Below are 14,974 nucleotides of genomic sequence, written 5' to 3'. Positions count from 1 at the left end.
CAATCGCCAGCCGGAAATTAGCTGACTTAAATGTCCAGCCCTCCACACGGGGGGTGAAGAGCCGGAACCAAATTTCAAAATTTGGCACTGACATTCATCGACACACTATTGAGTTCTCAAAGAACACACGCACACACCATCTCCCGGGGATTCCCCGATCAATCGGTGAGGCAACTTTTACAGCTTAGCGCGGCCAGTAACCCGAAACCAAATCGGGGTCCCAATCGAGCTAGTGTGACCGCCAGGCGCTCCTCGTCCTACCTCGTTTCCCTGGCTCAGCGTCTCCGCTCGGCCCCGGGTCGGTGTCCGTGTCGCTCTGACTTGAATAAAGTTACGTGGCCGCTTGCACGATGTCAAATCGCCTGGTCAATACGGGTTTTGGACGACTCTTGATCAACATCCATTACGGACAAGATCGATTCCGGCCCGCGGACAAGATCAATCAGGCGCCCCGACCCGCTCCACCAGACCGCCCAATGCCTGCAGCTGCTCGACGAAATTCGGGTAACCGCGGTCGATGTGGAAGACGTCGTGCACTTCGGTGGTGCCGTCGGCGACCAGACCCGCGAGCACCAGACCCGCGCCGGCCCGAATATCCGAGGACCACACCGGCGCGCTGGACAGCCGCGGAATACCGCGCACCACCGCGTGATGACCGTCGGTGCGGGCGTCGGCGCCCAGCCGGATCATCTCCTCCACGAAGCGGAACCTGGCCTCGAAGATGTTCTCGGTGATCATCGAGGTGCCGTCCGCGATCGCCGCGAGGCCGATGGCCATCGGCTGCAGGTCGGTCGGGAAGCCGGGGAACGGCAGGGTCGAGAAGTTCACCGCGCGCGGACGCTCCGGCTGCACCACACGGAAGCCGTCCACCTCGAAGGAGATTCGCGCGCCCGCCGAACGCAGCTTGTCCAGCACGAGCGAGAGGTGCTTCGGGTTCACGCCGGTGACGCGCACGTCGCCCATGGTCATGGACGCGGCGATCCCCCACGTCGCGGCGACGATGCGGTCGCCGATCACACGGTGATCGGTCGGACGCAGTCGCTTCACACCCTGAATGGTGAGCACCGAGGTGCCCGCGCCGCTGATCCGGGCGCCCATCTGCACCAGCATGTTGCACAGGTCGACGATGTCGGGCTCGCGCGCCGCGTTGTCGATGACCGTCTCGCCCTCGGCGAGCACCGCGGCCATGAGGATGTTCTCGGTCGCGCCGACCGACGGGAAGTCCAGCCGGATCCGCGCGCCCTGGAGTTCGTCGGCGCGCGCGACGACGCAGCCGTGCTCGATCTCGCTGGTCGCGCCGAGCAACCGCAGGCCGGCCTGGTGCATGTCGAGTGGGCGGGAACCGATCGCGTCACCGCCGGGAAGCGCGACCACCGCGCGCTTGCACCGCGCCATCAGCGGACCGAGCACGCACACCGAGGCGCGGAACTGCGTCACGGCGGGGAAGTCCGCGTGGTACTTCGGCTCGGCGGGCGTCGTGATGGTGACCACGGAACGGTCGCCGGGCGCGTCGTCGGAGATGACGACCTCGCAGCCGAGGCCGCGCAGTACGTCGGCCATCAGCGGCACATCGAGAATGTCGGGGCAGTTCGTGATCGTCGACGTGCCCTCGGCAAGCAGGGCAGCGGCCATCAGCTTGAGGACGCTGTTCTTAGCGCCTCCTACCGCGACCTCGCCGACGAGCCGATTGCCCCCGGTGACCAGAAACCGTTCGCTCACACTGGGTAGCTTATCCACCGCCGGCGGCGCGCACGCGCGTGTACGCGATCCCGGTGTGCTGCGACACGATCCGAACGGTCGGCATCACGATTCTTTCTTGCCGCCACCGGGCTGCCACAGAATGTCGCCCTCGGGATTCGTGTACCGGCTCAGGATGAAGAGCAAATCGGACAGCCGATTGAGGTACTTGGCCGGAAGAACGCTGGTGTCCTCGGAGTGCGCCTCGACGGCGGCCCACGCGGCGCGCTCGGCGCGGCGGACCACGGTGCGCGCGGTGTGCAGCAGCGCGGCCAGCGGGGTGCCGCCCGGCAGAATGAACGAATTCAGCGGCGCCAGTTCGGCATTGAACTCGTCGCACCAGCCTTCCAGCCGGTCGATGTAGTCCTGCGTGATCCGCAGCGGCGGGTACTTGGGTTCGGCGACCACGGGGGTGGAGAGATCCGTGCCGGCGTCGAACAGGTCGTTCTGGACCTGGCGGAGCACCGTCAGCAGATGCTCGTCCGGTGCGCCGAGCGCGATCGCGACACCGATGGCCGCGTTGGCTTCGTCGCAGTCCGCGTACGCGACGAGGCGGGGATCGGTTTTGGAAACTCGAGAGAAATCGCTGAGCCCGGTGGTTCCGTCGTCACCGGTCCTGGTGTAGATCCGGGTCAGGTGCACGCTCACGACGCGCCCTCGCTGACGCTCGGCCACGTCGCGCGCGTGGGCGCGCTGTGTCGATGATTCGCTCGCTGGCGCTCACTCATGAAATTCTCCGCTCGCTACAGACCGGGCATGCGGCGGGTGCGGTCCGAAGGCCGCGATTCCACCCAGGACAGGAAGGCCGCGCGGGCGCCGCGATCGAGGGCCAGCTCATAGTTGCCCTCGGTGTCGGCCACCTCGGTGACGATGATCTCGTCGGTCATGATGTCGTACTCGTCGCCGCGCGGACCGCGCCGGTCGCCGACCTCGATGCCGCGGCGCCGAATCGTGGCGTCCGGACCGATCTTGAGGCTGGTGAGCTTGAAGAAGACGAGGCGGTCCTCGTCATAGCGAATGAGACCGTGCCGCCAGCCTTGGCCGCCGTTCGCGGGCAGCACGCGCAGGATCGCAGCGGTCCCGCCGCGGCGCAGCATGATCAGTCGGTAGACGGAGATCAACGCCAATGCGACCAGCAGCAGCACCAGAATGATCAGGACAACCATCCCGGTTTGCAATGCTGTCCGTCCTTTCGCTCGGCATCCGCGTCACGAACCGCGGCGGATACCCATCCGTTGCGACATTCAAACACGAGTCTACAAACGGGTGAGCAACTGGGGCTGAATACCATTGTCGGCGGCGAAGATACCTTCGCCGCCGACAATGGGGATGTTCACGACCCGTCAGGGTCTTCAGGCGCTCGCGACCTGCTCGACCGCGCGCACCCGGGCCTGTGCCGCCCGCTGTTGTTCCTCGGTCGCGGACGTGTCGGCCAGCACCTTGCGTGCCGCCTCGACGTCCACCTCACCGGCGAACTCCGCGGACTCGGCCAGGACCCGCACCGTGTTGGCGGTGACCGAGAAGAAACCGCCGTGCACGGCGGCGACGATGCGCTCGCCATCGGTGGACACGATGTTCACCGTGCCGCCCTCGACCAGCTGGCCGAGGAGCGGCTCGTGGCCCGGCATGATGCCGATCTGGCCCTCGGTGGTCTGCGCGCTGACGAACGACGCCTGGCCGGACCAGAGCAGTCGTTCGACAGCCACGAGATCGACTGACATTTCGGCCATCGGTGACTACTTTCCGGCGATCTTCTTCGCGGCCGCCTCGACGTCGTCGAGACCACCGCAGGAGTTGAACGCCTGCTCCGGGAAGTGGTCGAACTCGCCCTTGCAGACACGGTCGAAGTCGTCGATGGTCTGCTCCAGCGGCACGACGGAACCCACCTGGCCGGTGAATTTCTCGGCCACGATGAAGTTCTGGCCGAGGAACTTCTCCAGACGACGGGCGCGACCGACGAGGACCTTGTCCTCTTCGGAGAGCTCGTCCATGCCGAGGATGGCGATGATGTCCTGCAGTTCCTTGTACTTCTGCAGGATCCGCTTCACCTCGTTGGCCACGGCGAAGTGCCGGTCGCCGACGATCGAGGCCTCCAGGATGCGGGAGGTCGAGGTCAGCGGGTCGACGGCCGGGTAGATGCCCTTCTGCGAGATCGGGCGGGAGAGCTCGGTCGTCGCGTCGAGGTGGGCGAAGGTGGTCGCCGGGGCCGGGTCGGTGTAGTCGTCGGCGGGCACGTAGATGGCCTGCAGCGAGGTGATGGACCGACCACGGGTCGAGGTGATGCGCTCCTGCAGCTCACCCATCTCGTCGGCCAGCGTGGGCTGGTAACCGACGGCGGAGGGCATACGGCCGAGCAGGGTCGACACCTCGGAACCGGCCTGGGTGAACCGGAAGATGTTGTCGATGAACAGCAGCACGTCCTGGTGCTGCACGTCGCGGAAGTACTCGGCCATGGTGAGGGCCGAGAGGGCGACGCGCATACGGGTGCCCGGCGGCTCGTCCATCTGGCCGAAGACGAGGGCGGTGTCCTGGAGGACGCCCATCTCTTCCATCTCCAGGCGGAGGTCGGTGCCCTCACGGGTGCGCTCACCGACGCCCGCGAACACGGAGGTGCCGGAGAACTCACGCGCGATACGGGTGATCATCTCCTGGATCAGAACGGTCTTGCCGACACCGGCGCCACCGAACAGACCGATCTTGCCGCCCTTCACGTACGGGGTCAGCAGGTCGATGACCTTGATGCCGGTCTCGAGGATCTCGGTCTTGCCCTCGAGCTGGTCGAAGCTCGGCGGCTTGCGGTGGATGCCCCACTGCTCGCCGTCGCGGCCGGTGCCCGGCGCGTCGAGGCAGTCGCCGAGGGCGTTGAAGACGTGGCCCTTGACGACGTCACCGACGGGCACCGAGATCGGCTTGCCGGTGTCGGTGACGGTCGCGCCGCGGACCAGGCCGTCGGTCGGCTGCATCGAGATGGTGCGCACGATGTTGTCGCCGAGGTGCTGAGCGACCTCGAGGGTCAGGGTCTTGGCCACCGACGCCAGCTTGATGTCGGCGTTCAGAGCGTTGAACAGCTCGGGGATCGCGCCACGCGGGAACTCGACGTCCACGACGGGGCCGATGACCCGGACGACGCGGCCTGCGGCGGCGCCGGTCCGGCTCGTGTTGTCTTGAGTGACAGCTGCGGTCATTTGGATTGGTTCTCTTCCTGCGCTTCTAGTCGCGGTCCGAGCTCGACGCCAGCGCGTTCACGCCGCCGACGATTTCGCTGATTTCCTGCGTGATCTGGGCCTGACGCACCGAGTTCGCCTCGCGCTGAAGAACACTCGCGAGTTCGTTGGCGTTGTCGGTGGCCGCCTTCATTGCGGTGCGCCGAGCCGCGGACTCGGATGCCGCTGCCTCGAGCAACGACGCGTAGATACGCGTGTTCACGTACTTCGGCAGCAGCGCCGCCAGCAGTACATCGGCGTCGGGCTCGAATTCGTACTGCGCCTGCGGTTCGGCGGTGGGCGAATCGGAGAACGAGTCCGCGCCCATGTCGAAGTTCTCGTCGACGAAGCTGACCTGGATCGGCGCCAGGCGGCGCACCTCCGGGGTCTGCGTCAACATCGACACGAACCGCGTGTACACGATGTGCAGCTCGTCGACGCCCTCGATGTCGCCGGTGCCGTGCGGATGCGGCACCTGGCCCTCGGAGCCCGCCATGAAGGCGTCCACCAGGTGGCCACAGGCCGCCGAGGCGTCGGTGTACTTCGGCTGCTGCGAGAAGCCGGTCCACGCCGAGACCAGCGGGCGGTTGCGAAAGGTGTAGTACGTGAGGCCCTTGTTGCCCATCACGTACAGCACCGGCTCCTTGCCCTCGCCGCGCAGGGTGGTCATCAGCTCTTCGGCGCGCTTGAGCACGTTGGAGTTGTAACCACCGCACATGCCGCTGTCACTGGTGATCACCAGCACGGCGGCGCGACGCGGGTTGGCGCGCTCGGTCAGCAGCGGGTGCGCCAGGTTCTTCGACGCGCTCGCGAGCTCGGCGAGAACCTTGGTGATCTCTTCCGCGTACGGCTTGGCGGCCGCCACCCGGGCCTGGGCCTTGGAGATTCGCGAGGTCGCGATCAGCTCTTGGGCCTTGGTGATCTTCTTGATCGAATTCACACCACGAATGCGGGAGCGCAATTCACGCAAGCTTGCCACGGTTCACACTCCCTTCATTCGCCAGATTCCAATAGCGCATTGCTCGCCCGATTACTTCTCGACGTGCTTGCGGGTGACCGACAGCGACTCGACCTCTTCGTGGTCGAGCTCGCCGGCCTCCGCCTCGTTCACCACACGGCTGCCGTCGGAGGCGAGGAAGCCCTGCTTGAACTTGTCGGTGGCCGCCTTGATGGCGTCGCCGTTCTCGGCGTCGAGGACCTTGCCGCCCTCGATCGACTTGAACGCGTCGGCCGCGCTGCGGTGCAGGTCCTCGATCAGCTCCGCGTTGAAGCGGCGGATGTCGGCGACCGGAACCGAGTCGTAGTAGCCGGCGTCGACCAGGAAGATCGAGACGATCTGGTCCTCGACCGCGACCGGGGAGTACTGGTCCTGCTTGAGCAGTTCCACCCAGCGGGCGCCGCGCTCGAGCTGCGCCAGCGAGGCGGCGTCGAGGTCGGAGGCGAAGGCGGAGAACGCCTCCAGCTCGCGGTACTGCGCCATTTCCAGACGCAGCGAACCGGCGACCTTCTTCATGCCCTTGGTCTGGGCGGCGCCACCGACGCGGGAGACCGAGGTACCGACGTTGATCGCCGGGCGGACACCCTTGTTGAACAGGTCGGACTCGAGGAAGACCTGGCCGTCGGTGATGGAGATGACGTTGGTCGGGATGAACGCCGAGACGTCGTTGGCCTTGGTCTCGATGATCGGCAGACCGGTCATCGAGCCGGCGCCCATCTCGTCGGAGAGCTTGGCGCAACGCTCGAGCAGACGCGAGTGCAGGTAGAAGACGTCACCCGGGTACGCCTCGCGGCCCGGCGGGCGACGCAGCAGCAGCGAGATGGCGCGGTAGGCCTCGGCCTGCTTGGTCAGGTCGTCGAACACGATCAGGACGTGCTTGCCCTGGTACATCCAGTGCTGGCCGATGGCCGAGCCGGTGTAGGGGGCCAGCCACTTGAAGCCGGCGGAGTCGGAGGCCGGGGCCGCGACGATGGTGGTGTACTCCATCGCGCCGTGCTCCTCCAGCGCGGCCTTCACGCCCGCGATGGTGGAACCCTTCTGGCCGATGGCGACGTAGATGCAGCGCATCTGCTTGGTGGGGTCGCCGGACTCCCAGTTGGCCTTCTGGTTCAGGATCGCGTCGATGCAGACGGCGGTCTTGCCGGTCTTGCGGTCGCCGATGATCAGCTGACGCTGGCCGCGGCCGATCGCCGTCAGCGCGTCGATGGCGGTGATGCCGGTGGCCATCGGCTCCTCGACCGGCTGGCGCTCCAGCACGGTCGCGGCCTGCAGCTCCAGCACGCGGCGCTCTTCGGACTCGATCTCGCCGAGACCGTCGATCGGCTGGCCGAGCGGGTTCACCACGCGACCGAGGAACTTGTCGCCGACCGGCACCGAGAGCACGTCACCGGTGCGGCGAACCTGCTGACCCTCTTCGATCTCGGCGAACTCGCCGAGGATGACCGCACCGATCTCGCGGTCCTCGAGGTTCAGCGCCACGCCGAGCACGCCGCCCGGGAACTCGAGCAGCTCGTTGGCCATAGCCGAGGGCAGGCCGCTGACGTGCGCGATGCCGTCGCTGGTGTCGGTGACGACACCGACTTCTTCGATGGACGTCTGGGGGGTGTAGCTCTGGGTGTAGCTCTCGATCGCGCTACGGATCTCGTCGGAGGAGATCGTCAGCTCCGCCATGTTCTTCCTGCTCTCGCTGTAAGGGTCTCGAATGTCGGTGTTGGCGCCGGTGCCGGGGCCGGCAGAGCCGGACTACGCCAGCTCGCGGCGCAGCCGCTCCAGTCGGCCGGTGGCGCTGCCGTCGATCACGTCGTCGCCGACGCGCACGACCAGCCCGCTCAGCAGGCTCTGATCGACCTCGACGTGCACCGTGATCGGCTTGCCGTAGATGCGCTGCAGGGAGGCGGCGAGCCGCTCCCGCTGCTGCGGCGTCAGGGCGATCGCGGCACGCACGTGCGCGACGATCTGCTCACGCCGGGCTGCGGCCAGGTCGGACAACTCGTCGAAGGCCGGGCCGAGGCCGGTCCGCTGCCGGGCCACCGCCTGCTCCGCAAGAGTCACGGTGATGGTCTCGGCCTTGCCGGACAGCAGCCCGGCGATCAGCTCGCGCTTGGCCGAACCCGGCTTCCCGCGATCGGACAGCGCCTGCTCCAGCTCGGGGTTGTCGGCGATGATCCGGCCGAGCCGGAACAGCTCGTCCTCGACCGCCTCGAGCCTGCCGCTGTCCGCGGCCGACTCCAGCAGGGCCTCCTGACCGAGCAGCACCAGGGTGTCGACCAGGTCGGAGGTGCGCGACCAGTCCTGGGCCACCGCGGTGGTCAGCACCGCCAGGGTGGCGGGGCTGACCTTGCCGCCGAAGACCCGCTCGCTCAGCTCGGCGCGCACCGAACCGGGCACCGACACGTCCGCGAGCGCAACACGCAGCGAACGCTGGTCGTCCAGCACGGCGACAGCGGCGAACAGTTCCGAGCCCGTCGTGGCGGCAACACTGTCGCTTCCGGTCAGAGCGGCCCGAAGCGCCTCCCGGGACCGGGAGCTGGCCTCGCGGCTCGCTGCGTACATGCTTCTCACTTTCGCTGTATCCAATCTCGTCTGGACGGGACGGCCTGCGTGGTTACGCTCCGCTTCCGCCTCCGGCCGTTGACCCGCTCAGACATGGTTACCTTCCGACCCCGATGCCGGCGTCGGTCTCGTCGAGTTCACTCAGGAACTTCTCGATCGAGGCCGCCTGCTTGGCTTCGTCCGAAACCGACTGACCGATGATCTTCTCGGCCAGGTCGACGGCCGTGCGGCCGACTTCGGAGCGCAGCTCGGTGAGGATCTGCTGGCGCTGGGCTTCCAGCTGGGCGTGGCCCGAGGCCACGATGCGGTCGCTTTCGGCCTGGGCCTCCGAGCGCATCTGCGCAAGGATCTGCTGGCCCTGGGTGCGCGCGTCCTCACGGATGCGCGCGGCCTCGAGGCGGGCGTCCGCCAGCTGCTGCTGGTACTGCTGCAGCGTCTGCTGGGCTTCTTCCTGCGCGGCCTCGGCCTTGGCGATACCGCCTTCGATCTTGTCGGCACGCTCGTCCAGCACCTTGATCAGGCGCGGGATGACGTACTTGTAGAACAGCACCGCGATGATCGCGACGCAGACCACCGACCAGACGATGTCGTACGTTTCGGGGACGAGAGGATTCACATCCTCTCCGCCCTCCGCTGCGAGTACTGCGAACTCGTACATCGGAATCAGAAGATGAAGCCGGCGACGAGGCCGATCAGGGCCAGCGCCTCGGTGAACGCGATACCGAGGAACATGTTGGTACGGATCGTGCCCTGCAGCTCGGGCTGACGGGCGATACCCTCGATCGCCTTACCGACGACGATGCCGACGCCGATGCCCGGGCCGATGGCGGCCAGGCCGTAGCCGACGGCGCCGAGGCCCTTCAGCGTCGACTCGTTGGCAGCTTCCTGGGCCAGGTACGAGAGGCTCATGAGTCTTCTTTCCCTTTCTGTTGCTCACCCGCCGGGCGGCGCGGTGTAGCAGGTCTCCGGTGATGGGTAGTGCGGTCAGTGAGAATCGGCGTGCTCGGCGAGGCCGATGTACACGGCGGTCAGCAGCGCGAACACGTAGGCCTGCAGGAAGATGACCAGCATCTCGAACAGGGTGAACCCGAGTCCCGCGAGCAGCGAGAACGGCGAGAACACCTTCATCCACGCGGCGGCGTCGAACAGGAAGAACCAGGTCGCGCTGAAGAACAGCACCAGCATGATGTGGCCGGCCAGCATGTTCGCCATGAGTCGGACGGTCAGCGTGAACGGGCGCAGGATGAAGGTCGAGACGAACTCGATCGGGATCAGCAGGACGTGCAGAGCGGGCGGCACGTTCGGCACCACGATGCTGCTGCGCATGTAGGTGAGGAAGCCGAACTTCTTGATGCCCACGTAGTTGAACGCGATGTAGGCGACCGCCGCGAGCACGATCGGCATACCGATTCGGGCGTTCGAGGAGATGTTCAAGCCCGGGACGATGCCGGAGAAGTTCAGAAAGAGGACCGTGAAGAAGATCGTCGCGATCAGCGGGAAGAACTTGCGGCCGGTTTCCTTGCCGAGTACCTCTTCCGCGATCTGCTCCTTGACGAAGACCAGACCGATTTCGGCGACATTCTGTAGGCCGCGCGGAATGATTCGGGGACTCCGGAAGGCCAGCAGCATGACGGCGACGAGCACGGCGGTCATGATCAACCGGACCAGCATCAAACGATCGAGTTCGAACGGCGTTCCCTCGAACAGCAAAGCTGGAGGGAAGAAGTCGGTTAGCGACGGCGCGTGGAACTCACCCGCCGCCAAAGTGGTGACGCTCAGCGTTCTCTCCCGTGTTCGGGCCGCGGGTACGGTCATTCCCGCGGTTCGATCGGACATTGACGATCAATTTGGTCGACTCAGGTCGGCTCGAAATTCGTCAGCAGCTGCGCGGCAATCCCGCTCGGGCGGCGTCTGTACGTGTGTCGGCGACATCGTCGACATGCAGAACCGGAACCCTCGAGCCCGGCACGGCAGTAAGCATAGCGGTACTCGGAGGGATCGTGGTGATCCCCCCTCGCTTGGTCACTTGCTTACCAACACTTTACCAAGTTATCTACGACGCTGTGTAGGGGGGTGAGTCATTCCTGTTCGGAAGCGGGTTCGGAGTCCCCGGCGGTGGTCGAGACATACGGAACCTTCTGTCGCAGAACGCCGTACGTCTCCGCGCCGAGCACGATGACCAGGGCGCCGATGACGGTCAGGAACAGCGCCACCCGGTTGTAGAAATCGAACTGGTTGAGGATCGCCACCGCGATGAGCACCAGCAGCACCTTGCCGACCCAGCTGGCCAGCATGACCAGGCCCGCGGTGCTCGGCGGCAGCTTCGCGCCGAAGAGCACGACCGCGGCCGTGGTGAGGATGAACACGCCGCCGATCGCCGCGCCGAGCAGCGCGCCCCACAGTCCCGGCAGCCCGGCGACGGCGGTCGCGATCGCGGCGCTCAGGACCACCAGGACCGCCAGCCCGATCAGGCCGTAGCGCAGCGCCGACTTCAGCGGCGCGTCGGGACCGGGAATCGGGTTCGGAGTGAAGGTCACGGTTGCGACTTTACTCAGACGCCTGCTGCTCGGCCGCCGCCTCCCCGCGCCGCAGCCCTGGAACGGCGGTCACGACGAGGGCGAAGATGAGCCCCGCGGCCATCAGCAGCACCACGATTCGGCGGTCCATCAACGAGGTGCCGACGGCGCCGAATGCCAGCACACCGACCCACAAATAGATCAGCAGGACGACGCGTCGATGGGAATGGCCGATCTGCAGCAAACGATGATGCAAGTGCATTTTGTCGGGCGTGGAGAAACTCACACCGGCGCGCACCCTGCGCACGATCGCGAGCAGCAGATCCAGCACCGGAATGAACATCACGGCGCCGACCAACAGCAGCGGCGAAAGCAGACCGACGATGTCGCGCGGACCATAGCCTTGCAGCGGAATTCGACCCGAGGCGCCGGTGGACACCGAGGCGAGCATCAAGCCGATCAGCATCGAACCCGAGTCGCCCATGAATATCCGAGCGGGCTGGAAATTGTGCGGCAGAAATCCCGCGCAGGCGCCCGCGAGCGCCGCGGCGAGCAGCGCGGGCGGATAGGTGTTCACGTCGCCGCCCTGCTCGTAGAGCAACCCCACGGAGAACACGAAAACCGCCGCGGCGCAGATGAAGCCGAGGCCGGCGGCCAGACCGTCGAGGCCGTCGACGAAGTTCATCGCGTTGATCAGCGTCACCGTCACGGCCACGGTCACCAGACCGCCCTGCAGCGCGTCGAGCACCACGGTGGAATTGTTGAACGGGTTGTAGATGACGTACCAGCTCAGCCCCATCACGGCCATCACGCCGCCCGCCGTCACCTGGCCCGCGAATTTGGTGAGCGCGTCGAGTCCCCAGCGGTCGTCCACGATGCCGACGAGCACGATGATGGTGGCCGCCACCAGCACGGCGGGAATGTCCACCGCATAGTCGAAACCGCGGCGCAGTGCGGGCAGCTGGTGCGCGAACAGCACCGCCGCCACCACGCCGATGTACATGCCGACGCCGCCCATCCGCGGGATCGGCTTGACGTGCACATCCCGCTCGCGCGGCACCGCTACCGCGCCGAACGAGATCGCGAGCAGCCGGATACCGCCGGTGGCGAGGAAGGTCACCGTGGCCGAGATCAACAGGACGAGCAGTAACTCGCGCAGCGGAACGACCGAGCCGGAGCCGGAAATCATGCGACCTTTCTCCCGCTCACCGCGCGGGGGTGATGGTCAGCTCGTCCGGCGACATGCCGAGCACCTCGGCGATCTCGGCCACCGGGACCGCGCCCTCGCGCAGCACGCGCGGCTGGTCCGCAGTGAGATCCACGATGGTGGAGGCGACCGCGTGTGCGGCGGGACCGCCGTCGAGGTACACGCCTACCAGGCTGCCGAGCTGCTCGCGGGCCTCGGCGGCGGTCTTGGCGGGCGGCTGGCCCGAGATGTTGGCACTGGACACCGCCAGCGGGCCCACCTCGCGCAGCAGATCCAGCGCCACCGGGTGCAGCGGCATCCGAAGCATCACCGTGCCGCGCGTGTCACCGAGGTCCCAAGCCAGCGAAGGCGCTTGCTGCACAACGAGACTCAGACCACCCGGCCAGAACGCGCGGATCAGCTCGCGCGCCTGGGGGCGCACCGAGAAGACCAGTCCGTCGATCGTGTGCCACGAACCGACCAGCACCGGCACCGGCATGTCCCTGCCGCGGCGCTTGGCCGCGAGCAGCTCGCTCACCGCGGTGGAATCGAAGGCGTCGGCCGCCAAGCCGTACAACGTGTCTGTGGGCATCACCACCAGTCGCCCGGACTTCAGGGCGCTGGTCGCTGCGGACAGTCCGGCGGCGCGCGAATCGGGATCCGCGCAGTCGTAGACGGTACTCACGGCCCCCATCCTGGCACATGGTGCTGGTGGGGCGTCAGGTGCGGGTGGCGACGACGAAACGGGGTTTGCCTGCGAGGTCTGGGTGTTCGACGACATCGACGAAATCGCCGGTCTCGGCGAGGAGAGCAGCGAGAGCCGAGCCGTTGGTGTCGTCGTGCTCGATGGCGGTCGCGCCGCCGGGACGCAGCAGGCGGGCGATGTTGGGCACCATCCGTCGGATGACGTCCAGTCCGTCCGGCCCGCCGAACAGCGCCAGGTGCGGGTCGTGGTCGGCGACCTCGGGGTCGAGCACCGCGCCCTCGGGGATGTAGGGCGGGTTGGACAGCAGCAGGTCGACCTTCCCGTTCAGCTCGGTGAGCAGGTTCGGATCGGTGACGTCGTCGGCGTACAGGGTGATCGCCGTGTCGCCGTCGGCGATGCGGTCGTCGGCGTTGCGGCGGGCCCATTTCAGGGCGGCCGGATCGACCTCGACGGCGTGCACCTGGACGTCGGGCCGCGCGTGCGCGACAGCGAGCGCGAGCGCCCCCGAACCGGTGCAGAAATCGACCACGATCGGCTGGTGATCGTGCGGCAGCGTCTCCAAATGGGCCAGCGCCCAAGCGAAGAGCAACTCGGTCTCCGGTCGCGGCACGAAAACGCCCGGCCCGACCGCGAGATCGATCTGCCCCATCGGGGCGACGCCGGTCAGGTGCTGCAACGGAATGCGCTGGGCGCGCCGGTCCACCAGGGCGCGGTAGTCCGCGACGAGCACCGGATCCACCAGCGGCACCAAAGCCAACCGAGTCCGCTCGACCCCGAGCAGATGCGCGGCGAGCTGCTCGGCGTCCGCGCGCGGACTCGGCACCCCGGCGGCCTGCAGTTGTTCGACGGCTTCGTTGATCACTGAACGCAGAGACACTCGACCCACCACCCCACTCTCGCCGATTTCATTGCGCCATTGTTCACTTCCCGGAACCGGGACCGCGCACATCCTCGCGCGGGCGCGGTCTATTCGGCCGCCATGCGGGCCTCGCGGTCGGCCTTGCCGAGCGCGTCGAGGAGCGCGTCCAGGTCGCCGTCCAGCACGGAGTCGAGGTTGTGGGCCTTGAAGCCGATGCGGTGATCGGTGATCCGGTTCTCCGGGAAGTTGTAGGTGCGGATGCGCTCGGAACGGTCCACCGTGCGGATCTGGCTGGCGCGACCGGCCGCGGCCTCCTGCTCGGCCTGCTCCTCGGCCAGCGCTTGCAGGCGCGCCGCGAGGACCTGCATGGCGCGGGCCTTGTTCTGCAGCTGCGAGCGTTCGTTCTGGCAGGTCACGACGATGCCGGAGGGCAGGTGCGTGATGCGGACGGCGGAGTCGGTGGTGTTGACGCCCTGACCGCCCTTGCCGGACGAGCGGTAGACGTCGATGCGCAGATCGGATTCGTCGATCTGCACCTCCTCGACCTCGTCCGGCTCCGGGTAGATGAGCACGCCCGCGGCCGAGGTGTGGATGCGGCCCTGCGATTCGGTGACCGGAACGCGCTGGACGCGGTGCACGCCGCCCTCGAACTTGAATCGCGACCACACGCCGTCGCGCGCGGCGTCGCGGCTCTTGATGGCGAGCGTCGCGTCCTTGTATCCGCCGAGGTCGGAGATGGTGGCGCCGAGGACTTCGACCTTCCAGCCGTGCCGCTCGGCGTAGCGGATGTACATGCGGGCCAAATCGGCGGCGAACAGCGCCGACTCCTCGCCGCCCTCGCCGGACTTCACCTCGAGCACCACGTCGTCGCCGTCGTGCGGGTCGCGCGGGGCGAGCAGGTCGGCGAGCGCCTGCTCCAGCTCCTCCACCTGACGCCGCAGATCCGGAATCTCGGCGGCGAAGGCCGGATCGTCGTCGGCCAGTTCCTGCGCGGCGGCCAGATCGTCGTGCGCGCTCTTCAGCTTGTTGTAGGTGGCCATGATCGGGGCGAGTTCGGCGAACCGCTTGCCGACGCGGCGCGCGGCGCCCGGATCGTTGTGCAGCGCCGGATCGGCCAGCTGCGTTTCCAGTCCCGCGTGCTCGGCCAGGATGTCGTCGATCGCGGACGGCTGCGTCATGATGCTTCCTTCTCTCGGTTCCCGGCCTGCGCCGGGTCG

Annotated in this window: 16 protein-coding genes; all 16 read right to left on the bottom strand. The window is 67.1% G+C overall.

The annotated features are described in order from the left end of the window. Positions 1-438: 438 nt before the first annotated feature. The gene (gene murA, locus T333_RS08775) at positions 439-1,719 is read right to left on the bottom strand and encodes a UDP-N-acetylglucosamine 1-carboxyvinyltransferase (RefSeq protein WP_354999878.1); all 1,281 of its coding nucleotides are present in this window, start codon (positions 1,717-1,719) and stop codon (positions 439-441) included. A gap of 84 nt (positions 1,720-1,803) precedes the next feature. Next, entirely contained in the window at positions 1,804-2,385 is a 582-nt protein-coding gene (locus tag T333_RS08770) for a cob(I)yrinic acid a,c-diamide adenosyltransferase (protein WP_496424108.1), read from the bottom strand. 95 nt (positions 2,386-2,480) lie between these two features. Next, complete coding sequence (locus T333_RS08765) at positions 2,481-2,903, bottom strand: DUF2550 domain-containing protein (protein ID WP_067787578.1); 423 nt, start codon at positions 2,901-2,903, stop codon at positions 2,481-2,483. Positions 2,904-3,089: 186 nt separating this feature from the next. Continuing rightward, complete coding sequence (locus T333_RS08760) at positions 3,090-3,467, bottom strand: F0F1 ATP synthase subunit epsilon (protein WP_067787579.1); 378 nt, start codon at positions 3,465-3,467, stop codon at positions 3,090-3,092. A 6-nt stretch (positions 3,468-3,473) separates the two neighbouring features. Next, positions 3,474-4,922: a F0F1 ATP synthase subunit beta gene (atpD, locus tag T333_RS08755; protein ID WP_067787581.1), complete on the bottom strand. Its 1,449-nt coding sequence runs from the start codon at positions 4,920-4,922 to the stop codon at positions 3,474-3,476. A 25-nt stretch (positions 4,923-4,947) separates the two neighbouring features. Further along, positions 4,948-5,919, bottom strand: a complete 972-nt coding sequence (locus tag T333_RS08750) for a F0F1 ATP synthase subunit gamma (RefSeq protein ID WP_354999880.1) — start codon at positions 5,917-5,919, stop codon at positions 4,948-4,950. 51 nt (positions 5,920-5,970) lie between these two features. After that, complete coding sequence (gene atpA / locus T333_RS08745) at positions 5,971-7,608, bottom strand: F0F1 ATP synthase subunit alpha (RefSeq protein ID WP_354999881.1); 1,638 nt, start codon at positions 7,606-7,608, stop codon at positions 5,971-5,973. Between the two features lie 72 nt (positions 7,609-7,680). After that, the gene (locus tag T333_RS08740) at positions 7,681-8,490 is read right to left on the bottom strand and encodes a F0F1 ATP synthase subunit delta (RefSeq protein ID WP_354999882.1); all 810 of its coding nucleotides are present in this window, start codon (positions 8,488-8,490) and stop codon (positions 7,681-7,683) included. 97 nt (positions 8,491-8,587) lie between these two features. Further along, the gene (locus T333_RS08735) at positions 8,588-9,148 is read right to left on the bottom strand and encodes a F0F1 ATP synthase subunit B (RefSeq protein ID WP_354999883.1); all 561 of its coding nucleotides are present in this window, start codon (positions 9,146-9,148) and stop codon (positions 8,588-8,590) included. Between the two features lie 5 nt (positions 9,149-9,153). Beyond that, positions 9,154-9,399: an ATP synthase F0 subunit C gene (locus T333_RS08730; protein WP_011207590.1), complete on the bottom strand. Its 246-nt coding sequence runs from the start codon at positions 9,397-9,399 to the stop codon at positions 9,154-9,156. Positions 9,400-9,474: 75 nt separating this feature from the next. Then, positions 9,475-10,305 carry a F0F1 ATP synthase subunit A gene (atpB, locus tag T333_RS08725; RefSeq protein WP_097247165.1) on the bottom strand — a complete coding sequence of 277 codons (831 nt, stop codon included), beginning with the start codon at positions 10,303-10,305 and terminating at the stop codon, positions 9,475-9,477. A 263-nt stretch (positions 10,306-10,568) separates the two neighbouring features. Next, positions 10,569-11,027 carry a Cg1360 family ATP-synthase-associated protein gene (locus T333_RS08720; RefSeq protein WP_354999884.1) on the bottom strand — a complete coding sequence of 153 codons (459 nt, stop codon included), beginning with the start codon at positions 11,025-11,027 and terminating at the stop codon, positions 10,569-10,571. 10 nt (positions 11,028-11,037) lie between these two features. After that, complete coding sequence (locus tag T333_RS08715) at positions 11,038-12,195, bottom strand: glycosyltransferase family 4 protein (protein WP_354999885.1); 1,158 nt, start codon at positions 12,193-12,195, stop codon at positions 11,038-11,040. 16 nt (positions 12,196-12,211) lie between these two features. Further along, entirely contained in the window at positions 12,212-12,877 is a 666-nt protein-coding gene (locus tag T333_RS08710; RefSeq protein WP_354999886.1) for an L-threonylcarbamoyladenylate synthase, read from the bottom strand. 34 nt (positions 12,878-12,911) lie between these two features. Beyond that, complete coding sequence (gene prmC / locus T333_RS08705) at positions 12,912-13,784, bottom strand: peptide chain release factor N(5)-glutamine methyltransferase (RefSeq protein WP_496424107.1); 873 nt, start codon at positions 13,782-13,784, stop codon at positions 12,912-12,914. An 80-nt stretch (positions 13,785-13,864) separates the two neighbouring features. After that, the gene (prfA, locus tag T333_RS08700; protein ID WP_354999888.1) at positions 13,865-14,935 is read right to left on the bottom strand and encodes a peptide chain release factor 1; all 1,071 of its coding nucleotides are present in this window, start codon (positions 14,933-14,935) and stop codon (positions 13,865-13,867) included. Between the last annotated feature and the right edge of the window lie 39 nt (positions 14,936-14,974).

The sequence above is a fragment of the Nocardia sp. CNS-044 genome (assembly GCF_059570515.1).
The sequence above is the reverse complement of the archived record's forward strand: the minus strand, read 5'-3'. Positions and strand labels throughout refer to the sequence as shown.